Origin of the sequence: Magnetospirillum gryphiswaldense MSR-1 v2, from assembly GCF_000513295.1 — a bacterium.
In the GTDB taxonomy this organism is placed as follows: Bacteria; Pseudomonadota; Alphaproteobacteria; order Rhodospirillales; family Magnetospirillaceae; genus Magnetospirillum; species Magnetospirillum gryphiswaldense.
Genome location: NC_023065.1, coordinates 2,601,841 through 2,621,559 on the forward strand (window position 1 = coordinate 2,601,841; position 19,719 = coordinate 2,621,559).

The following is a 19,719-nucleotide window of genomic DNA, read 5'->3' on the forward strand; positions in this document are numbered from 1 at the left end:
AACATGCTCTACAACTTGCTCTATCCCCTTGCCGACGAGGTTGCCGTGTTCAACCTCTTCAAATACCTGACCTTCCGCACCGGCGGCGCGGTGCTGACGGCGCTGGTCGTCGCCTTCGTCATCGGCCCCGGCCTGATCCGCTGGCTGCGCCAATGGCAAAAGCAGGGCCAGCCCATCCGCGCCGACGGCCCGGAAAGCCATCTGCTGACCAAGAAGGGAACGCCCACCATGGGCGGCTTCCTGATCCTGATCGCGCTCGCCGTCGCCACGCTGTTGTGGGCCGATCTGCGCAGCCATTACGTCTGGATCGTGCTGATGGTCACCTTGGGCTATGGCCTGCTGGGCTTCTTGGACGATTTCCTCAAAGTGTCGAAGAAGAACCCCAAGGGCCTGCCCGGCAAGCTGAAGCTGGCCGGCCAGATCGCCATCGCCCTGATCGCCGCCTTGTGGGTCTATGCCATCCAGCGCGAGCCCTTGGCCGGCACCTTGGCCGTCCCCTTCCTGAAAAGCCTGCTGATCCAGTTGGGCTGGTTCTTCGTCCCCTTCGCCGTCTTCGTCATCATCGGCGCCTCCAATGCCGTCAACCTGACCGATGGCCTGGACGGGCTGGCCATCGTGCCCGTCATGATCGCCGCCGGCGTCTTCGCCCTGATCTCCTATCTGGTCGGCCACGCCGTCTTCGCCAATTACCTGCAAATCCACTACGTCCCCGGCTCGGGCGAGTTGGCGGTGTTCTGCGGTGCACTGGTCGGTGCCGGCTTGGGTTTCCTGTGGTTCAACGCGCCGCCGGCCATGGTGTTCATGGGCGATACCGGCTCGCTGTCCTTGGGCGGGGCCTTGGGCGCCATCTCGGTGGTGACCAAGCATGAGCTGGTCTTGGCCATCGTCGGCGGCCTGTTCGTGCTGGAAACCGTGTCGGTCATCGTCCAGGTGGCCAGCTTCAAGCTGACCGGCAAGCGGGTCTTCCGCATGGCGCCGTTGCACCATCACTTCGAGAAGAAGGGCTGGGCCGAACCCACCGTGGTCATCCGCTTTTGGATCATCGCCGGCATCCTGGCCCTGGTCGGCCTGTCGACCCTGAAGCTGAGGTAGAGATCATGATCCGCGTCCCCTTCCTGACCGATAAGCGTGTGGTGGTGCTGGGCCTGGGCAAGTCCGGCAGCGCCACCTTGCGCGCCTTGGTCGAAAGCGGCGCGCGGGTCACCGGCTGGGACGACAATCAAGCCGCCCGCGATGCGGCCCAAGCCGCCGGCATCCCCCTGGCCGATCCGCTGGCCCTTGATCTGTCAGAGGTCGACATGATCGTGTGGAGCCCGGGCATCCCCCACACCTTCCCGCAACCGCATCCGTTGGCCGAGGCGGCGCGGGCCGCCGACATTCCGCTGGTCTGCGATATTGAATTGCTGGCGATCGCCAAGCCCGACGCCAAATTCGTGCTGATCACCGGCACCAACGGCAAGTCGACCACCACCACCCTGGTCGCCCATATCCTCACCAGTGCCGGCATCGCCAATGCCGCCGGCGGCAATCTGGGCACAGCCGCCCTTGACCTGCCCGATCTGGATGCCGACGGCATCTATGTGCTGGAACTGTCGTCCTATCAGTTGGAACTGACCCGAAGCTTGCGGGCGCGGGCCGGCGTGCTGTTGAACATCACCCCCGACCATCTGGGACGCCATGGCGGCATGGATGGCTATATCGCCGCCAAACGCCGGTTGTACGACTTCATCGCTGCCGACGGCGTCTCGGTCATCGGTCTCGACGACGCGCCGACGCGCGGCATCGCCGACTGGCTGTTGGGCGCCGGTCACCGGCACACCGCCATTTCGGTCAAGCAGGTGCTGGACCACGGCATCAGCGCCCCCGACGGCATCTTGCGCCAGGACGGCGTCGAAATCTTCGACCTGACCGCCATCGCCACCCTGCCCGGTCGCCACAACTGGCAAAACGCCTGCGCCGCTTTCGCCCTGGTCAGCGCCGTGGGCGTACCGTCCACCGCCATCGCCGCCGGCATCGCCAGCTATCCCGGTCTGGCCCATCGCCAGCAATTGGTCGGCACCAAGGCGGGCGTGCGCTTCATCAACGATTCCAAGGCCACCAACGCCGAAGCGGCGGAAGTGGCCCTGGTCTGCTATGACGCGATTCACTGGATCATCGGCGGCCAGGCCAAGGAAGGCGGCATCGCCAGCCTGGAACGTCACTTCCACCGCATCAAACACGCTTATCTGATCGGCGATGCCGCCCCGGCCTTCGCCGAGACACTGGCCGGCAAGGTCGCCTTCACCCAATGCGGCAGCTTGGACCGCGCCGTGACCGCAGCTGCCGCCAACGCCCAAGCGGGTGAAGTGGTGCTGCTGTCGCCGGCCTGCGCCTCGTGGGACCAGTTCAAAAGCTTCGAGCATCGCGGCGAAATCTTCCGCCAGTTGGTGGAGGCGCTGCCTCGTGTCGAAGACGCGGCGCCGTCACAGACGGCGGGGAGGCCCCAATGAGCCTGGGCCGCACCGATACCTCGACCATTGGCCGCTGGTGGTGGACCGTCGACCGCTGGACCATCGCCGCCATCTTCGCCCTGATCGCCATCGGCGTGCTGCTGACCATGGCCGCCAGCCCGGCGGTGGCCGACCGCATCGGCACCGATTCCTTCCATTTCATCCGTCGCCAGTTCGTCTTTCTGGTACCGGCGGTTCTGGTCATGCTGGGGGTGTCGCTGCTGAACCCCAAGCAGGTGCGTCGCTTGGGCGTACTGGGCTATTGCGCGTCCGTGCTGCTGCTGGTCGCCGTGTTGTTGTTCGCGCCCGAGATCAAGGGCTCGACCCGCTGGCTGAGCCTGGCCGGCATCACCATCCAGCCCAGCGAATTCGCCAAGCCGACCTTTGCCATCATCGCCGCCTGGATGTTCGCCGAAGGCCGGCTGAACCCGGGCTTCCCCGGTCGGGCCATCGCCTGCTTTCTGTACGCCATGGTCGCCGGCCTGCTGCTGAAACAGCCTGATGTCGGCCAGACTCTGGTGATCACCGCCATCTTCGCCGTCCAGTTCTTCCTGGCCGGGCTGCCCATGCTGCTGGTGGTGGTGGGCGGTGTGCTGGCGGTGCTCGGCGGCGTCGGCGCCTATTTCATCTTCGGCCACGTGCAGACCCGCGTCGATCGTTTCCTCGATCCGTCCGGCGACGGTGCCTATCAGGTGACCACGGCGCTGAACGCCTTCAAGTCGGGCGGGCTGTTGGGCCGCGGCCCCGGCGAGGGCCGGATCAAGCTGGTGCTGCCCGACGCCCATACCGATTTCATCCTGGCCGTCGGCGGCGAGGAATTCGGCGTTGCCCTGTGCCTGTTCGTGCTGCTGCTGTTCGCCTTCATCGTCCTGCGCGGTTTCGCCCGGCTGATGAAGGACGAAAACCTGTTCGTGGTGCTGGCCAGTGCCGGCCTGTTGGTGCAGTTCGGCTTGCAGGCCATCATCAACATGGCCTCCACCTTGCGGCTGATGCCGACCAAGGGCATGACCCTGCCGTTCATCTCTTATGGCGGTTCGTCCATGCTGGCCCTGGCGCTCGGCATGGGCATGGTGCTGGCGCTGACCCGCAAGCGCTATGGCGACGAGGAGCTTGAACAATGAGCAAGCCCTTCGCCCTGCTTGCCGCCGGTGGCACCGGTGGCCACGTCTTCCCGGCCGAAGCCCTGGCCGCCGAACTGATCGGGCGCGGCTGGCGCCTGGGACTGGTCACCGACCGGCGCGGCCAGACCTATGGCGGCACCCTGGGTTCGCTGCAAACCTTCCGCATCCGTGCCGGCGGCATCGCCGGGCGCGGTCTGGCTGCCCGCATGGGCGCCATGGCCGAATTGGCCCTGGGCATCGTCCAGGCCCGCGCCATCCTCAAACGCGAACGCCCCGCAATCATCGTCGGCTTCGGCGGCTATGCCAGCGTGCCGGCCATGGTCGCCGGCGGCCTGTTGGGCATCCCGACGATGATGCATGAACAAAACGGCGTGCTGGGCCGGGCCAACCGTCTGCTGGCCGGCAAGGCCCGCGCCATCGCCGTGTCCTATGCCCATGTCGCCCATGTGGCGGAGGAATGGAAAACCAAGCTGCGCCACACCGGTATGCCGGTGCGCCCGGCCATCGCCGCCTTGCGCGGCACGCCCTATCCGGCGCTCGACGATGCCGGCCCCATCCGCCTGCTGGTGCTGGGCGGCAGCCAGGGCGCGCGGGTGCTGTCAGAGGTGATTCCCGCCGCATTGCTGGCTTTACCGGCAGCGTTGCAGGCGCGTATCGAGATTTCCCAGCAATGCCGCCCCGAAGATATCGAGGCGGTGCGCGGCCTTTATGCGGGAAGCCCGATCAAGGCCAGCCTGGACAGCTTCTTCAGCGACATCCCCGAACGCATGGCAGCGGCCCATCTGGTCATCGCCCGTTCCGGCGCCTCGACCATGGCCGAGCTGACCTATCTGGGCCGCCCGGCCATCCTGGTGCCCTATCCCCATGCCGTCGACGACCACCAGACCGCCAATGCCCGGGCGCTGGACGAAGCCGGCGGCGGCTGGCTGATGCCGCAGACCGGCTTCAACGCCGAAACCCTGGCGGCGCGCCTGACCGCGCTTCTCACCCAACCCGGCACCTTGGCCCGTGCCGCTGAATGCGCGCTGGCCGCCGGCCGTCCCGACGCCGCCGCCCGGCTGGCCGATCTGGTGGCCGAAACCGCGAATTTGCAGGAGTCCCGCTCATGAGAACCATGCCGCTTTCCATCGGCGCCATCCATTTCGTCGGCATCGGCGGCATCGGCATGTCGGGCATCGCCGAGATTCTGGTCAATCTCGGCTATACCGTCCAGGGCTCGGACATCGCCGACAATTACAACGTCGAGCGCCTGCGCAAGTTGGGGGTCACCGTCCATATCGGCCACAAGGCGGAAAATCTGGACCAAGCCCGCGTCGTCGTGGTGTCGTCGGCGGTCAAGTCCGACAACCCGGAAGTGGTGGCGGCGCGCTCGAAGATGGTTCCCGTCGTCCGCCGCGCCGAAATGCTGGCCGAGCTGATGCGGCTGAAATCGGCCATCGCCATCGGCGGCACCCACGGCAAGACCACCACCACCTCGCTGGTCTCGGCCATGCTGGACGCGGCGGGCATGGACCCGACCATCATCAATGGCGGCATCATCAACGCCTATGGCACCAATGCGCGGCTGGGCGCCAATGACTGGATGGTGGTGGAAGCCGACGAATCCGACGGCACCTTCACCAAGCTGCCGGCCACCTGCGTCGTCGTCACCAATATCGACCCCGAGCACATGGATTATTACGGCTCGTTCGACAAATTGCGCGACGCCTTCCGCACCTTCGTCGAGAACATCCCGTTCTACGGCTTCGCCGCCTGCTGCATCGACCACCCGGAAGTCCAGGCGCTGATCGCCCGCGTCCCCGACCGCAAGATCGTCACCTATGGCTTCTCGCCGCAGGCGCTGATCCGCGCCACCAATGTCAAGATCGGCCCCGGCGGCGCCCGCTACGACGTGGTCATCACCGACCGCGTCACCGGCGCCACCCGCATCATCGACGATGTCCGCCTGCCCATGTACGGCGAACACAACGTCTTGAACTCGCTGGCCGCCATCGCCTGCGCCAACGAACTGGGCCTGACCAACGACGTCGTGCGCAAGGCGCTGGGCGGTTTTTCCGGTGTCAAACGCCGTTTCACCAAGACCGGCGAGGCCAAGGGCATCACCGTGATCGACGATTACGGCCATCATCCGGTGGAGATCAACGCGGTGCTGAAGGCTGCGCGCAGCGCCACCACCGGCAATGTCATCGCCGTGGTCCAGCCCCATCGCTATTCGCGCCTGTCCAGCCTGTTCCCTGAGTTCTGCACCTGCTTCAACGACGCCGACACGGTGATCGTCGCCGATGTCTATGCCGCCGGCGAACAGCCCATCGACGGCGCCGACCGCGATCATCTGGTGATGGGCTTGCAGGAACACGGCCACCGTCACGTCATCGCCCTGCCCGAGGCGTCCGCCCTGGCCGGCATCGTCGATGGCTTGGCCAAATCCGGCGACATGGTGGTGTGCCTGGGCGCCGGCAACATCACCCAATGGGCGCACGCGCTTCCCGCTCAGTTGGAATCCCTGCCCACCGACAAGGGGGCCGAATGATGAACGCTGCCGCGCGGAAAGCCTGGATCAAGTCGCTGCCCAAGACGCGCGGTCGCCTGACCGTGGACGCGCCGTTGGGCGGGCTGACCTGGTTCCGCGTCGGCGGCAATGCCGAAGTTCTGTTCCGTCCCGCCGACGTGGACGATCTGGCCGAATTCCTGATGCAATTGCCGCTGGACATCCCGGTCACCGTCATCGGCGTCGGCTCCAACCTGTTGGTGCGCGACGGCGGCGTGTCGGGCGTTGTCGTACGTCTGGCCGGATCGTTCGGCCATATCGACGTCATGGGCGACATCATCACCGCCGGGGCCGCCGCCCTGGACCTGACCGTTGCCCTGACCGCCGAGGAAGCCGGCCTGACCGGCATGGAATTCCTGTCCGGCGTGCCCGGCACCATCGGCGGCGCGCTGCGCATGAATGCCGGCGCCTTCGGCGGCGAGATGAAGGACATCACGCTTTCGGCCACCGCCATCGACCGCGCCGGCACCACCCAATTGCTGACCCTGCCCGACCTGGACATGAGCTATCGCCATTGCGGCTGCCCGGATGAATACATCTTCCTGTCGGCGACGTTGCAGGGCAAGCGCGGCCAGCCGGCGGCCATCGCGGCCAAGATGGCCGAGATCAAGACCGCGCGCGAAGACAGCCAGCCGACCCGGGTGCGCACCGGCGGATCCACCTTCGCCAATCCGCCGGGGCAAAAGGCGTGGGAGCTGATCGACAAGGCCGGCTGCCGCGGTCTGGTCATGGGCGGCGCCCAGGTATCGGAAAAGCACTGCAATTTCCTGCTCAACCTGGGCGAGGCCAGCGCCGCCGACATCGAAAATCTGGGCGACGAAGTGCGCCGCCGGGTGCTGGAAACCAGCGGAATCGAGCTGGAATGGGAAATCCGCCGCATCGGTGACAAGGGAGAACACGCATGAGCCGCCGCGTCACCGTGCTGATGGGCGGAGCCTCCGCCGAACGCGACGTGTCGTTGCGCTCGGGCGCCGCCGCCGCCGCCGCTCTGGAACAGGCCGGCTTCACCGTTGCCACCATCGATGCCGGGCGCGATGTGACGGCCTTGGCCCAGGCCATCACCGCCAGCCGTCCCGACGTGGTGTTCAACGCGCTGCATGGCCGTTTCGGCGAGGATGGCTGCGTCCAGGGTCTGCTCAATCTGCTGGGCATCCCCTATACCCATTCCGGCCTGTTGGCCTCGGCCGCCGCCATGGACAAGGCGTTTTCGCGCCAAGTGTTCCAGCAGGCCGGCATCCCGGTGGCCCATGGCGTGGTGGTGGAAAAGACCGATGGCGGCGCCGACCCCATGAAGCGTCCGTTCGTGGTCAAGCCCATCAACGAGGGCTCGTCCGTCGGCGTCTATGTGATGAAGCCGGGCGACAACCGCGCCCCCCTGGCCGATTGGCCGTTCGAGTCCGACCGCGTGCTGGTGGAAGAATTCGTCCCCGGGCGCGAGCTGACCGTGGCGGTGATGGGCGACCGCGCCCTGGGCTGTCTGGAAATCACCTCGGAACGCGGCTTCTACGATTATGACGCCAAATATGCGCCGGGCGGCTCGAAGCACATCATGCCCGCCCCCATCCCGGCGGAAGATTACGCCGAAGCCTGCCGGCTGGCGGTGGAAGCCCATCGCGTGCTGGGCTGCCGCGGCGTGTCGCGCGCCGATCTGCGTTACGACGACACCAAGCCCGGGCAAAAGCCGCGTCTGATCGTGTTGGAAGTCAACACCCAGCCGGGGATGACCGCCACCTCGCTGGTCCCCGACATCGCGTCTTATTGCGGCATCAGCTTCCCCGAGTTGGTGCGCTGGATGGTCGAGCAAGCGGAGTGTGACGGATGAGCGACAGCGACATCATCATCAGCGCCGAAGACCGCATCAGGCCGTCGACCACCGCCGACACCGTGCCCTTGCCGCGCCTGTCGCGCCCGCGCCGCGCCGCGCAAAAGGAAAAGCGCGAAGTGCGCGGCGAAGGCCGGCCCGAGACCAAGCCCAAGGGCAAGCTGCGCCGCCGCATCCCGTTTCCGCGCCTCAACTTCACGCCGTTGCAAAAGCTGTCGGCGGCGGGCATCGCCATGACCACCTTGGTGGTGGGCGGCGCGGTCATCTGGTATTCCGGCATCATCCAGCGCACCACCCAGACCATGATCACCCAGGTGATGCAGGCCACCGCCCACGCCGGCTTCCGCGTCGATGAAATCACCGTGGCCGGACGCAGCCGCACCACCATGGACCAACTGGCCGCCGCCTTGGGCAGCGGCCACGGCAGCCCGATCCTGTCGCTCAATCTGGAGCAGGCCAAGGACCGGCTGGAAGCCTTGCCGTCGGTGCGTCAGGCGGCGGTGGAACGCCGTCTGCCCGACACATTGCACATCGCCATCATCGAACGCCAGCCCATCGCCGTCTGGCAAAACAACGGCACCCACATGCTGGTGGATAAGGACGGCCATGTCATTCCCGGTTCCGTCGCCGGGTATGAAGGCCTGCCCATGGTGGTGGGCGACGGCGCCGGTAGCCGCGCCAGCGAATTGCTGGCCATGCTGGCCACCGAACCCAAGCTGGCGCCTCGGGTCAAGGCCGCCATCCGCGTCGGCAACCGCCGCTGGAACCTGATGCTGGACGATGCCCATGACGGTCTGGAAGTGCGCCTGCCGGAAGACGAGGCCGCCGCCGCCTGGAAGCGACTGGCCGAGTTGGAGAACAGCCAGGGCCTAACCAATCGTCAGGTGCGCATGGTCGATCTGCGCGTCCCCGACCGCATGATCCTGAAGACCGAGCGCGCGGCGACGCCGCCAGATGCCACCCGCCGCAAGGATAATGGAGCCTGATGAGCATGCGTAACGGACTGATCGCAGCGCTGGATGTGGGAAGCACCAAGGTGTGCTGCTTCCTGGCGCGCGTCCAGGACGACGGCATGCCCCGTATCGTCGGCATCGGCCATCAGGTGGCGCGCGGCATGCGCGCCGGCGCCGTGGTCGATCTTGAGGAACTGGAACATTCCATCCGCGCCGCCGTCGACGCCGCCGAGGACATGGCCAATGAACGGGTGCGCGCCGTGGTGGTCAATCTGTCGGGCGGCGCCCCGGGCTCCACCAACGTCAAGGTGGAAGTGTCCATGAACGGCCATGCGGTCAACGAGGCCGATATCCGCCGCATGCTCGACCATGGCCGCGCCCATCATGAAAACGCCGAACGCGACCTGATCCATGCCATTCCGGTGGATTACACCATCGACGGCAACGAAGGCATCCGCGATCCGCGCGGCATGTACGGCGAGCGCCTGGGCGTGGCCATCCACGTCATTTCCGCCGCCACCGGGCCGGTGCGCAACCTGATGACCGTGGTCCATCGCTGCCATCTGGACATCGAGGCCCGCGTGGTCAGCCCCTTCGCCGCCGGTCTGGCCTGTCTGGTCGACGACGAAAAGGAACTGGGCGTCACCTGCATCGACATGGGCGGCGGCACCACCTCGATCGCCGTGTTCGTCGCCGGCCAGTTGGTGCACACCGACGTCATCCCGGTGGGCGGCCACCACGTCACCAACGACATCGCCCGCGGCCTGTCGACGCCGCTGTCTTATGCCGAACGCATGAAGACGCTGTACGGCAGCGCCATCCCGTCGCCGTCCGACGACCGCGAAATGCTGAAGGTGCCGCTGGTGGGCGAGGACGAGGACGGCGCCTCCAATCAGGTGCCGCGCTCCATGCTGATCCAGATCATCCAACCGCGGTTGGAGGAGACCCTGGAACTGGTGCGCTCGCACCTGGAGAAAAGCGGCTTCGACAAGATGGCCGGGCGCCGGGTGGTCCTCACCGGCGGCGCCAGCCAGATGCAGGGCGTGCGCGATCTGGCCGGACTGGTGCTGGACAAACAGGTCCGCCTGGGCCGTCCGGTTGGTCTGCACGGTCTGCCCGAATCCACCAACGGTCCGGCGTTTTCCACCTGCGCCGGCCTGATCCGATATGCCATGGCCCATCAGCCAGTGGCCAAAAGCGGTCGCAAAGCGATCCAAGAGCAAGAAAGTCCGGGCGGTTGGGGCCGTATCGGATCGTGGTTGAAGCGAAATTTCTAGGTTCAAAAGGCCGAAACGGCCATACAGCGCGGAGGTACCAGATGCTTAACTTTCTTCCGGGGAACCCCCAGGATCTAAAGCCGAAAATCACCGTCATCGGGGTCGGTGGAGCCGGCGGCAACGCGGTCAACAACATGATCGCGTCGCGTCTTGAGGGCGTTGAATTTATCGTCGCCAACACCGATGCCCAGGCCATCAACCAGTCGCGCACCGAGCGTCGCGTCCAGTTGGGCACCACCGTCGCCCAGGGGTTGGGTGCCGGATCGCGTCCCGAGATCGGCCGCGCCGCCGCCGAGGAAAGCCTGGAAGAGGTGATCGGCCAGATCGCCGGCGCCAACATGGTGTTCATCACCGCCGGCATGGGCGGCGGCACCGGTTCCGGCGCCGCCCCGGTCATCGCGCGGGCCGCCCGCGACCACGGCATCCTGACCGTGGGCGTGGTGACCAAGCCGTTCCACTTCGAAGGCGCGCACCGTATGCGCACCGCCGAGGGTGCCATCGAGGAACTGTCGCAATACGTCGACACCTTGATCATCATCCCCAACCAGAACCTGTTCCGCGTCGCCACCGAACGCACCACCTTCGCCGACGCCTTCAAGATGGCCGACGACGTGCTGTATTCGGGCGTGCGCGGCGTCACCGACCTGATGATCATGCCCGGCCTGATCAATCTGGATTTCGCCGACATCCGCACCGTGATGAGCGAAATGGGCAAGGCGATGATGGGCACCGGCGAGGCCGAGGGCGACAAGCGCGCCATTGAAGCCGCCGAAGCCGCCATCTCCAACCCGCTGTTGGACGACACCTCGATGAAGGGCGCCAAGGGCGTGCTCATCAACATCACCGGCGGCATGGACATGACCTTGTTCGAGGTCGATGAAGCCGCCAACCGCATCCGCGACGAAGTCGACCCGGAAGCCAACATCATCTTCGGCTCGACCTTCGACGAAAAGCTGAACGGCAAGATGCGCGTGTCGGTGGTCGCCACCGGCATCGCCAGCGAAGCCGCCGCCCAGCCCAAGCCGACCGTGGTGTCGCTCAACACCCCGCAGGCCCAGCCGCAACCCCGCGTCGCCGCCGGCGGCACTGCCGGCGCCGGCTTCCGCCCCGCCGTGGTCACCGCCCAGGCGGCCCCGGCCGCCGCTGTCGCCGTCGCCCAGGCGCAGCCGCAGATGGAGGCCCGCACCGTCGCCCAGCCGGCCCCGCAACCGGCGCATCAACCCGTCGTCACCGCTCAGGTGCGGGTGCAGCCGGCGGCTGCCCGTCCGGCCCAGCAGCCCATGGCCGAGACCTTCCGCCCCGATCCGCAACTGCGCCTGGACCCGGTGCTGGAGCGTCCGGTTCCCGCCACCACCTCGCTGCAAGCGGATTTCCGCGCCGATCCCGACATGGGTCATCTCAGCCAGGCGGTGTCGCACATCGCCGAAACCGCTCAGGCCGCGCCGCAACCGCAGCGTCAGCCGGAAATCCAGCGTCAGCAGGCGCCGCAGCCGCAGCGCCAGCCCGAGCCGGAAGCCCGTCGCAGCGGAGGCCTGTTCGGCCTGCTGCGTCGGCCTGCCGCCGCCCAGCCGGCGCCGCAGCCGCAGCGTCACGAACCGGCCCCCATGGCGCAGCAACCGCGCCAGGAACCGGCCCGCATGGGCAACATGGCCACCCGCAGCGAGCCCAGCGTGGCCCGTGCCGGTGAGGATCTGGACATTCCCGCCTTCTTGCGCCGTCAGGCCAATTAAGTCCGGGTTTGTTATCGCGCTGTTTATCTCCTTGGGGTCCGGTCCGGCTGGACCGGACCCCCTTTTTCTTAGTTACCGCACCGCCGAAGCGGATGTAACAAACCGAAATAATGATTGATTTGAGGGCTTGAGAGCCGGGGAGTAGAAGATAACCATCGAATTGGGCCGGATGCCGGGAAGATTGGTGAGTACTTCACCAAGGGGCGTCCGACGAGGAAGGGGTTTAGTCGTGAAGATCAACAAGACCGACGTGGTTACCACCTTCAAATCTTCTGCCGAAGCCAAGGCTTCCGTTGAAACCAACGTCATTCGCCAGCGTACCTTGAAGACGGCCATCGGCTGCTCGGGCGTTGGCCTGCATTCCGGCGCCAAGGTCACCATGGTGCTGCACCCCGCCGCCGCCGACAGCGGCATCGTCTTCCGCCGCACCGACATCGCCGGGCGTGGCGCCTATGTTCCCGCTTTGTGGTCGAACGTCGGCGACACCCGCATGAACACCTGCCTGACCAATCAGGACGGCATCCATGTCGGCACCGTCGAGCACCTGCTGTCGGCCCTGGCCGGCTCGGGCATCGACAATTGCGTCATCGAGATCAACGGTCCGGAAGTGCCGGTGATGGACGGTTCCGCCGCTCCCTTCCTGTTCCTGATCGAATGCGCCGGCACCATCGAGCAAACCGAACCGCGCCGCGCCATCCGCGTGTTGAAGCGGGTTTCGGTCACCGACGGCGACAAGACCGCCACCTTGAGCCCCGCCGCCGGCGGCTTCCGCCTCAACTTCCACATCGATTTCGCCTCTGCCGCCATCGGCCAGCAAAGCTTTTCCGTCGCCCTCAATCGCGGCACCTTCAAGGCCGAGATCAGCCGTGCCCGCACCTTCGGCTTCGAGCACGAGGTCGCTTACCTGCGCGCCAACGGCTTGGCCCGTGGCGGCTCGCTCGACAATGCCGTGGTCATCGACAGCACCGGCACCCGCGTGCTCAATGATGACGGCCTGCGCTACGGCGACGAATTCGTCCGCCACAAGATTTTGGACGCGGCGGGCGATCTGTTCCTGGCCGGCGCCCCGCTCTTGGGCGTCTATGACGGCGTTCGTTCCGGCCATGCGCTCAACAACCAATTGCTGCGCGCCTTGTTCGCCGACCAAACCGCCTGGGCTTACACCACCATCGCCGCCGGTTCCGCCGCCGCCCAGGGTCTCGCCCTGGCCGCTCCGGACAAGCTGGTGGTCAACGGCTGACCCTCTCTGCCGATTTTCCGTAGGACGAACACCTTCCACCCCCGCAGCCCGCAAGGCACTGCGGGGGTTTTTTCATGCCCCGGCGCTTCCCAGCCCTCTTCCCCTGGGCCGGCGGCGTGCTATAGTCCGGCGCAACAGTTTAAGGCCCAAGGGATTCCATGATTCGCCTCGCCCGCTCCCGCCGCCTTGCCGGTGCCACCCTGATCGCCGCCGCTCTCCTGCTGTCCGCCTGCTCGGACAAAAAGGATGAATACGTCGAGCGCCCGGTCGAGGAATTGTACAACGAGGCCATGGATCTGGTCGAAAAGGGCGAATATTACAAAGCCGCCCTGGCTTTCGACGAAGTGGACCGCCAGCATCCCTATTCGGTATGGGCGACCAAGGCGCAGTTGATGAACGCCTATGTGCTGTACGAGCGCAACAAATACCCCGACGCCCTGGTGGCCTTGGACCGCTTCATCCAGTTGCATCCCGGCAACAAGGACGCGCCCTACGCCTATTACCTGAAGGGGCTTTGCTATTACGAACAGGTCACCGACGTCGCCCGCGACCAGAAGATGACCGAAATGGCGCTGAAGTCGCTGCAAGAGGTGGTGGACCGCTATCCCGCCAGTTCCTACGCCCGCGACGCCAAGCTGAAGGTGGATTTGACCCGCGACCACCTTGCCGGCAAGGAAATGAACATCGCCCGCTATTACCAAAAGCGCGACCAATGGCTGGCGGCGCTGAACCGTTACAAGATCGTGGTCGAGCAGTACCAGACCACCAGCCACGTCCCCGAGGCGCTGCACCGCATGGTGGAAATCTATCTGACGCTGGGCCTGACCGAGGAAGCCAAGAAGACGGCGGCGGTCATCGGTCATAACTTCCCCGGCAGCGACTGGTACGAGGATACCTTCTCCATGGTCAATACCGGCCAGTCCGCCACCCAGGCGGAAAAGAAGGATTCCGGCTGGTTCGGCTGGATGTGGTAGGCACGCCATGCTGGCTTCGCTGTCGATCCGCGACGTCGTCCTGATCGAAAAGCTGGACCTGAGTTTCGCCGGCGGCCTGTCGGTGTTTACCGGCGAAACCGGTGCCGGCAAGTCCATCTTGCTGGATTCCCTGTCCCTGACCCTGGGGGCCAGGGCCGATTCCGGGCTGGTGCGCCACGGCGCCCCGCAATTGACCGTCATCGCCGAATTCGACCCACCGCCCTTTCATCCGGCCCGCGTGCTGTTGGCCGCCCAGGACATGGATGCCCAGGACGGCCCCCTGGTGCTGCGCCGGGTGGTCACCGCCGATGGACGCTCGCGCGCCTATGTCAACGATCAGGCGGTCAGCGTCGGTCTGCTGCGCAAGGTCGGCGACGAATTGGTGGAAATCCACGGCCAGTTCGAAAGCCACGGTCTGCTGGATGAAACCACCCACCTGCCGGTGCTGGATGCCTTTGCCGGATTGGGACAAAGCCGAGGTTCCGTGCGCGCCGCCTGGACCGTCTGGCGCGAAGCCGCCAAGGCCAGGGCCGCGGCCGAAGCGGCGCTGAAGCAAGCCCGCGCCGAAGAAGACTCCCTGCGCCACGCCCATGATGAGTTGCATGCCCTGGCGCCCAAGCCGGGCGAGGAAAGCGAGTTGGCGGCCAAGCGTGCGGTCATGCAACACAGCGAAAAGCTGATCGAGGCCATGAACGCGGCACAGACGGCCTTGACGCAAAAGGGCGACGTCGAGGCCTCGTTGCGCTCGGCCCAGCGCATCCTCGAACGGGTCGCCGAGAAGGCCGAAGGCAAGCTGAACCCTGTGATCGCCGCCCTCGACCGCGCCGCCGACGAAGCAGCCGAGGCCATCGGCCAGTTGGAACGGGTCTCGTCGGAAATCGATCTGGACCCGCGCGCCCTGGAAAAAGCCGAGGAACGGCTGTTCGCCCTACGCGCTGCCGCCCGCAAGCACGGAATCGACGTCGATGGTCTGGCCGGCTTGCGCGACCGTCTGGGGGCGCAACTGGCGGCGTTGGACGGCGGCGGCAACGATTTGACCAAGCTGGCCAAGGCCGAACAGGCCGCCCGCACCGCCTATGTGGAAGCTGCCCGCGCCCTGTCCAAATCCCGGACCGAGGGCGCCGCCCGCCTGGATCGGGCGGTGGCGGCGGAATTGCCGCCGTTGAAGCTGGATAAGGCCCGCTTCACCACCCAGGTGCAGCCGGGCGATGAAAATGACTGGGGGCCGGACGGCCTGGACAAGGTGGCCTTCCTGGTCGCCACCAATCCCGGCGCCCCGCCCGCCGCCTTGGGCAAGGTTGCCTCGGGCGGTGAATTGTCGCGCTTCATGCTGGCCTTGAAGGTGGTGCTGGCGCAAAGCTCGAGCACGCCGACCATGGTGTTCGACGAGGTGGATTCCGGCATCGGTGGCGCCGTCGCGGCGGCCGTCGGCGAACGGCTGGGCCGTTTGGGCAAGGATGTGCAGGTTCTGGTGGTCACCCACTCGCCCCAGGTGGCGGCCCGTGGCGCCTCGCATTATCGTGTCGCCAAGACCGAGGTCGAGCCGGGCCGGGTGCTGACCAGCGTCGACGCCTTGCCGGCAAGCGCCCGGACCGAGGAAATCGCCCGCATGCTGTCTGGCGAGAACGTCACCGACCACGCCCGCGCCGCCGCCGCCGCCCTGATCGTCGGATAGAAGCCGCCGCGCTTACCGCTGCGGCCACGCCTTGAATTCGCTGATTTTCAGCCCCACCGGCACTTCCGCCCGAGCAAGGTCGAGAACGTCGCCGCTCAAGGGCACCCGGATGGTGCCGGCGGGCATGGCCAGATCGACCCAGCGCAGGCCGGCGGGTTCGGACCGGATGCCGGCGCGAATCAGCGACACCGAGGTGCGCAACAGCCGGGCGCGGGTCGGATCGGAAGCGGCGATCAGCAGGCGCTTCAACACCCCTTGCGGACTGGCCAGGGTCACCACCGCCACCGAGCCCGGCGGCATTTCGTCATCGGCCGCCGCCGCCGCCAGCAATCGGCGCCGATCGCCTTCGGTGGTATAGGTGACAACGGCACCGTCGGCATCGTACAGCCACTCGCCGGTGGCCAGGGAATAGGCGCTGCGGCGATTGCCGTTTTCCACGCTGAGCACGTTTTCGTCATCGATGATTGCCTTGCGCCCCGGCGCCACCACCGTGTAAAGCGGCGGCTGCAACACATCGACGGCACCATCCAGCGGCCAGGCGTCCAGGCGGACCCGGCCCAGACCGTTCGAGCCGTCGAAGACATCCACATCGATCACTTCCAGACGCAGCAACAGACGGCGCGGTCGCGGCTCGCCAATCACCGGCACCATGGTCGGGCGGAAGCTGACATTGACCATGCGGCCCTGCAACCGGCCACCCACATCGCGGACGCCGAACACCGATTCGCCGGAAAAGGCGTGAAACAGGTTGATCTGACCGCCCAATCCGGCCAACACCGCCACCGCAATGCCTATGGGCGCCGACCACATCATGACGAAGCCGGCAAAGAACAATCCGATCAGAAAAGTCCAAGCGTGACGCATAGAATCCCCTTCACACCCTTGGCGCACATTACGCGGTGGCGCGCCCGGGGGCAACCTTCCGGCACGGGGGAATTTATTGCAGTTTCATACCGGTCTTGAAGAATTGGTCGGCCAGTCGTCCCTGGACGTAACGGATACCCAACCCGCGGGCAAAGGGAAAGGCCTTGGGATTGTCGCAGCGCGCCAGCACCGCCTGGCCATGACCGTTCAATTCCTTCAGGCCGCCGACCAGGGCTTGCAGCCCCTCCGTCGACGGCGCCAGCATGCTTTCGTTCCAGCCGATCTTGATGAAATCAGGACGCAGCCGGCCCAGAGACAGCATGTCGAAATCCTGCCATTCCAGGCCATCGATACACAGTTTCAACCCCATCTTGGCGGTGGATTTGCGCACGTCGCGGTACAGGTCCATGTGCTGAACCACATCGGTCTTGTGTACCTCGACGACGATGCGTCCGGCCAGGCGGCCCGGCAACGCATTGTTGAACTGCTCGAATTCCTTCGAGCTCGCCGTGGCCAGGGTCAGGTTGACGCTGAACGCCTTGTGCCGGTACTCGGCGATTTCCTTGGCCATGGTGCGAAGGGTGGCCCGGTCCAGATCCTCCTTCAGCGCGTGGAACAGCCAGGGCGATCCGGTCAGACTGGCCTCGGGCAGGAAGTTTTCCTCGATCTGCTTGGTGGAAACGAAGAATTCAAGGAATTCGATGGACGGCACCTGTTCGCCGATGAAATAGACCGGCTGGTTGAAGATGCAGTGCCGCAGGTCGAGATTGCGGATTTTCTCCGATAATTGGTGCAGGTTTTCCGCGTTCATGGGCTTTTTCAACGCCCGCGCCGCCTCGGGCTGCACGGCGATGATGCCCTTGAAGGCCTGGAAGACCACGTCCAGATCCTTGGTCGCATCGGCGATCTTGTAGAACGAATATTCACCGTAAGCATTGCGCCGGCTGAACGGTTCGTCGTCCAGGAACAGCTTTTCCACCTTGGCGCACATTCCCAGCACTTCCGATACGGTGACGTGGGAATAGGCGACGAACAAATCGCCGTTATGGGCGCTGAACACCTTGCAATAAGGCGAACGGGCAAAGCTTTTGCCGATGAAATGCTTGGCACTTTCAATGCGCCGGGCCTGATCGGTTTGCGCCGGCCCGGCCGAGACACAGAAGTGAATCACCCGCTTTCCCAGCGGATCCTTCTTGATGGCATGCAATTCGTGCAGGAAAGCACGTTCCATTTCCGTCACACGCATGGCGACAGACCCCTTGGCTGATGCTTATGCAAACCCGACCCAGGTCAGGCGCTGGACTTCTTCGACTTTTCAGCGATGAAGCGGGCGTACTCGGCGTCGGTTTCCATGATGTGGTTCAGCAACCATTCCAGCACGAAACCACGGACCTTCAGCGCCGCCCTGACCGTGTCGCCGGTCTTGACCGCTTCGCGCAGGCGCCCCACCTCGTTCATGAACTGATGATGCAAGGCAGAATGCTGGTCCAGGCCGGGATAGCCCCAGGCCTTCATCAGCGCCTCTTCATGGGCGAAGTGATAGTCGATATAGGCGTCGAGCGCCGCCAACACATCGTGGACGCATTCCTCCGCCAGATCGGCGTTGATGTTGATGTCCAACTGATTGAGCAGCGAAAACAGGATCAGATGCTCGGCATCCATCTCCCATTGCCCGATCTTGTAGCCCTGTTCCCAGGCCAGCATGTCCCTGTTCCCCCGTTGCCACGGTCGTTTCCGCCGGACGTAGCCGGCCAAAAAAAAAGCCGCCACACCCCAAAGCGGTGGACGGTCTTGATGGAGAAAACCCTAGACCGAGAGCTGGACTGGAATCAAGTCAATACGCACATATCTTACACTAATGTTTTAGTGACGATCGTCACTTTGCCCAAAAATATATCCTTAGTATTGACACTCGCCAGCAGCATCATTAATGCCTAAACTGGCGCAAACACCGATGGAGCCGCCGTGATCGGTCTGATCTGCCTTGGCAATTCCCTGCATGCCGACGATGGCTTCGGCACCGCCGTCCACCGGCGCTTGGCCACCCGCCCGTGGCCCCGTCACGTGTGCCTGCATGACGGCAGTGAAGGCGGAGTGTTGGACATCTTGCACCAGTGCCGCCAAGCGGTGCTGATCACGGCCCTCTCCAGCCGATTGGGGGCGCCGGGGCAGGTGTTGTTGCTGACCGAGGCAGAGATTCCCGCCGATCCGCAAGGGCCGCTGGGGGCTGGTCCGGCCAGCATCGTCGCCGCCATGCGCCGGCTGATGCAAAAACCGCCGAAAACCGAAATCCTGGGGGCGGTGGCGGCGTTGCAGGTGCCATTTTCCGCCGGGCTGACGCCTCTGGTGGCGGCGGCGGTGGAAACCGCCAGCGCCATGCTGTGGCGTCAATGGGGGATGAGTCAGGCTCCCGCCGTCTGACCGGCCAGGAAGTCCCCGCCCAGAAAATCCAGGGCACCTTGCAGGATATAGGCGGCCGCCATCTTATCGACCACTTCCGCCCGCCGGGCCCGGCTGGAATCCGCCTCCAGCAGGGTGCGAGTGACCGCCGCCGTCGACAGCCGCTCGTCCCAGAAGACGATAGGCAGGTCGCGCAGGCCCAGCAGATTGCGGGCGAAGGCGCGGGTGGATTGGCAACGCGCCCCTTCGGTGCCGTCCATTTCCACCGGCAGGCCCAAGACGATGCCGGCGGCTTCGTGCTTGTCGAGGGCGGCGAACAGGGCTTCGGCGTCCTTGGTGAACTTGGTGCGACGGATGGTGTCGAAGGGACTGGCGATGGACAAGCGCACGTCCGACAAGGCCAGACCGATAGTCTTGGTCCCCAGATCCAGGCCCATCAGCCGCGCATGGCGCGGCAGGGCGGTTTTCAGTTCAGCGATGGGCAATATGGGCATGCCCTCAGTCCACCACGCCCGGCGCCGTCGCGCAACAAACGCGACACCGCCATGACAAAAAACCTGTGCATACTCCGGCTCTGCGGGCGCATCCTGTGCACAATAGAAAATCCCAAAGGTGTGGGGAGACAC

General features: G+C 65.4%; 18 protein-coding genes. 14 read left to right on the plus strand and 4 right to left on the minus strand.

Translation table 11 applies throughout. The features are described 5' to 3' along the window. The first annotated feature begins 3 nt into the window (after positions 1-3). The 13 genes from mraY (at position 4) to recN (ending at position 15,829) form a co-directional block, all read left to right on the plus strand. Positions 4-1,092, plus strand: a complete 1,089-nt coding sequence (gene mraY / locus MGMSRV2_RS12320; protein ID WP_024080671.1) for a phospho-N-acetylmuramoyl-pentapeptide-transferase — start codon at positions 4-6, stop codon at positions 1,090-1,092. Between the two features lie 5 nt (positions 1,093-1,097). Next, positions 1,098-2,489, plus strand: a complete 1,392-nt coding sequence (murD, locus tag MGMSRV2_RS12325; protein WP_024080672.1) for a UDP-N-acetylmuramoyl-L-alanine--D-glutamate ligase — start codon at positions 1,098-1,100, stop codon at positions 2,487-2,489. Beyond that, a complete protein-coding gene (locus MGMSRV2_RS12330; RefSeq protein WP_024080673.1) occupies positions 2,486-3,610 on the plus strand; it encodes an FtsW/RodA/SpoVE family cell cycle protein in 1,125 nt (374 codons plus the stop codon). The genes murD and MGMSRV2_RS12330 overlap by 4 nt, the downstream gene beginning before the upstream one ends. Beyond that, complete coding sequence (gene murG / locus MGMSRV2_RS12335) at positions 3,607-4,719, plus strand: undecaprenyldiphospho-muramoylpentapeptide beta-N-acetylglucosaminyltransferase (protein WP_024080674.1); 1,113 nt, start codon at positions 3,607-3,609, stop codon at positions 4,717-4,719. The genes MGMSRV2_RS12330 and murG overlap by 4 nt, the downstream gene beginning before the upstream one ends. Beyond that, positions 4,716-6,140 (plus strand): UDP-N-acetylmuramate--L-alanine ligase, encoded by a 1,425-nt coding sequence (gene murC, locus MGMSRV2_RS12340; RefSeq protein WP_024080675.1) that lies wholly within the window; start codon positions 4,716-4,718, stop codon positions 6,138-6,140. Before murG ends, murC begins: the two co-directional genes overlap by 4 nt. Continuing rightward, a complete protein-coding gene (gene murB, locus MGMSRV2_RS12345) occupies positions 6,140-7,063 on the plus strand; it encodes a UDP-N-acetylmuramate dehydrogenase (RefSeq protein ID WP_422612277.1) in 924 nt (307 codons plus the stop codon). Before murC ends, murB begins: the two co-directional genes overlap by 1 nt. Then, positions 7,060-7,980 carry a D-alanine--D-alanine ligase gene (locus MGMSRV2_RS12350; protein WP_024080677.1) on the plus strand — a complete coding sequence of 307 codons (921 nt, stop codon included), beginning with the start codon at positions 7,060-7,062 and terminating at the stop codon, positions 7,978-7,980. The genes murB and MGMSRV2_RS12350 overlap by 4 nt, the downstream gene beginning before the upstream one ends. Further along, complete coding sequence (locus MGMSRV2_RS12355) at positions 7,977-8,966, plus strand: cell division protein FtsQ/DivIB (protein ID WP_024080678.1); 990 nt, start codon at positions 7,977-7,979, stop codon at positions 8,964-8,966. The genes MGMSRV2_RS12350 and MGMSRV2_RS12355 overlap by 4 nt, the downstream gene beginning before the upstream one ends. Beyond that, entirely contained in the window at positions 8,966-10,210 is a 1,245-nt protein-coding gene (ftsA, locus tag MGMSRV2_RS12360) for a cell division protein FtsA (protein WP_041633602.1), read from the plus strand. The genes MGMSRV2_RS12355 and ftsA overlap by 1 nt, the downstream gene beginning before the upstream one ends. Before the next feature lie 41 nt (positions 10,211-10,251). After that, positions 10,252-11,940, plus strand: a complete 1,689-nt coding sequence (gene ftsZ / locus MGMSRV2_RS12365; protein ID WP_024080680.1) for a cell division protein FtsZ — start codon at positions 10,252-10,254, stop codon at positions 11,938-11,940. A gap of 307 nt (positions 11,941-12,247) precedes the next feature. Further along, on the plus strand, positions 12,248-13,180 hold the full coding sequence (gene lpxC, locus MGMSRV2_RS12370; protein WP_041634451.1) for a UDP-3-O-acyl-N-acetylglucosamine deacetylase: 933 nt from the start codon (positions 12,248-12,250) through the stop codon (positions 13,178-13,180). 158 nt (positions 13,181-13,338) lie between these two features. Further along, entirely contained in the window at positions 13,339-14,154 is an 816-nt protein-coding gene (locus tag MGMSRV2_RS12375; RefSeq protein WP_024080682.1) for an outer membrane protein assembly factor BamD, read from the plus strand. 7 nt (positions 14,155-14,161) lie between these two features. After that, a complete protein-coding gene (gene recN, locus MGMSRV2_RS12380; RefSeq protein ID WP_024080683.1) occupies positions 14,162-15,829 on the plus strand; it encodes a DNA repair protein RecN in 1,668 nt (555 codons plus the stop codon). A 12-nt stretch (positions 15,830-15,841) separates the two neighbouring features. On the opposite strand, the gene MGMSRV2_RS12385 is transcribed toward recN, so the two are convergent. The 3 genes from MGMSRV2_RS12385 to MGMSRV2_RS12395 all read right to left on the minus strand — a co-directional run bounded on the left by MGMSRV2_RS12385 (position 15,842) and on the right by MGMSRV2_RS12395 (position 18,397). Continuing rightward, positions 15,842-16,693 carry a hypothetical protein gene (locus MGMSRV2_RS12385; RefSeq protein WP_024080684.1) on the minus strand — a complete coding sequence of 284 codons (852 nt, stop codon included), beginning with the start codon at positions 16,691-16,693 and terminating at the stop codon, positions 15,842-15,844. A 73-nt stretch (positions 16,694-16,766) separates the two neighbouring features. Beyond that, positions 16,767-17,939 carry an EAL domain-containing protein gene (locus MGMSRV2_RS12390; protein ID WP_024080685.1) on the minus strand — a complete coding sequence of 391 codons (1,173 nt, stop codon included), beginning with the start codon at positions 17,937-17,939 and terminating at the stop codon, positions 16,767-16,769. 44 nt (positions 17,940-17,983) lie between these two features. After that, a complete protein-coding gene (locus tag MGMSRV2_RS12395) occupies positions 17,984-18,397 on the minus strand; it encodes a bacteriohemerythrin (RefSeq protein WP_024080686.1) in 414 nt (137 codons plus the stop codon). A gap of 261 nt (positions 18,398-18,658) precedes the next feature. On the opposite strand from MGMSRV2_RS12395, the gene MGMSRV2_RS12400 reads away from it, so the two are divergent. Continuing rightward, a complete protein-coding gene (locus tag MGMSRV2_RS12400; protein WP_024080688.1) occupies positions 18,659-19,114 on the plus strand; it encodes a hydrogenase maturation protease in 456 nt (151 codons plus the stop codon). Here MGMSRV2_RS12400 and ruvX read toward each other — a convergent pair. Then, entirely contained in the window at positions 19,096-19,587 is a 492-nt protein-coding gene (gene ruvX / locus MGMSRV2_RS12405; protein ID WP_024080689.1) for a Holliday junction resolvase RuvX, read from the minus strand. The genes MGMSRV2_RS12400 and ruvX overlap by 19 nt on opposite strands. Positions 19,588-19,719: the final 132 nt, after the last annotated feature.

Bases quoted from the DNA above. Each gene is read 5' to 3' on its own strand.
- MGMSRV2_RS12395 (WP_024080686.1), bottom strand. From the start codon at position 18,397: ATGCTGGCCTGGGAACAGGGCTACAAGATCGGGCAATGGGAGATGGAT.
- murG (WP_024080674.1), top strand. From the start codon at position 3,607: ATGAGCAAGCCCTTCGCCCTGCTTGCCGCCGGTGGCACCGGTGGCCAC.
- murB (WP_422612277.1), top strand. From the start codon at position 6,140: ATGAACGCTGCCGCGCGGAAAGCCTGGATCAAGTCGCTGCCCAAGACG.
- murD (WP_024080672.1), top strand. From the start codon at position 1,098: ATGATCCGCGTCCCCTTCCTGACCGATAAGCGTGTGGTGGTGCTGGGC.
- recN (WP_024080683.1), top strand. From the start codon at position 14,162: ATGCTGGCTTCGCTGTCGATCCGCGACGTCGTCCTGATCGAAAAGCTG.
- ruvX (WP_024080689.1), bottom strand. From the start codon at position 19,587: ATGCCCATATTGCCCATCGCTGAACTGAAAACCGCCCTGCCGCGCCAT.
- MGMSRV2_RS12350 (WP_024080677.1), top strand. From the start codon at position 7,060: ATGAGCCGCCGCGTCACCGTGCTGATGGGCGGAGCCTCCGCCGAACGC.
- mraY (WP_024080671.1), top strand. From the start codon at position 4: ATGCTCTACAACTTGCTCTATCCCCTTGCCGACGAGGTTGCCGTGTTC.
- MGMSRV2_RS12330 (WP_024080673.1), top strand. From the start codon at position 2,486: ATGAGCCTGGGCCGCACCGATACCTCGACCATTGGCCGCTGGTGGTGG.
- ftsA (WP_041633602.1), top strand. From the start codon at position 8,966: ATGAGCATGCGTAACGGACTGATCGCAGCGCTGGATGTGGGAAGCACC.
- MGMSRV2_RS12355 (WP_024080678.1), top strand. From the start codon at position 7,977: ATGAGCGACAGCGACATCATCATCAGCGCCGAAGACCGCATCAGGCCG.
- MGMSRV2_RS12385 (WP_024080684.1), bottom strand. From the start codon at position 16,693: ATGCGTCACGCTTGGACTTTTCTGATCGGATTGTTCTTTGCCGGCTTC.
- murC (WP_024080675.1), top strand. From the start codon at position 4,716: ATGAGAACCATGCCGCTTTCCATCGGCGCCATCCATTTCGTCGGCATC.
- MGMSRV2_RS12375 (WP_024080682.1), top strand. From the start codon at position 13,339: ATGATTCGCCTCGCCCGCTCCCGCCGCCTTGCCGGTGCCACCCTGATC.
- ftsZ (WP_024080680.1), top strand. From the start codon at position 10,252: ATGCTTAACTTTCTTCCGGGGAACCCCCAGGATCTAAAGCCGAAAATC.
- MGMSRV2_RS12390 (WP_024080685.1), bottom strand. From the start codon at position 17,939: ATGCGTGTGACGGAAATGGAACGTGCTTTCCTGCACGAATTGCATGCC.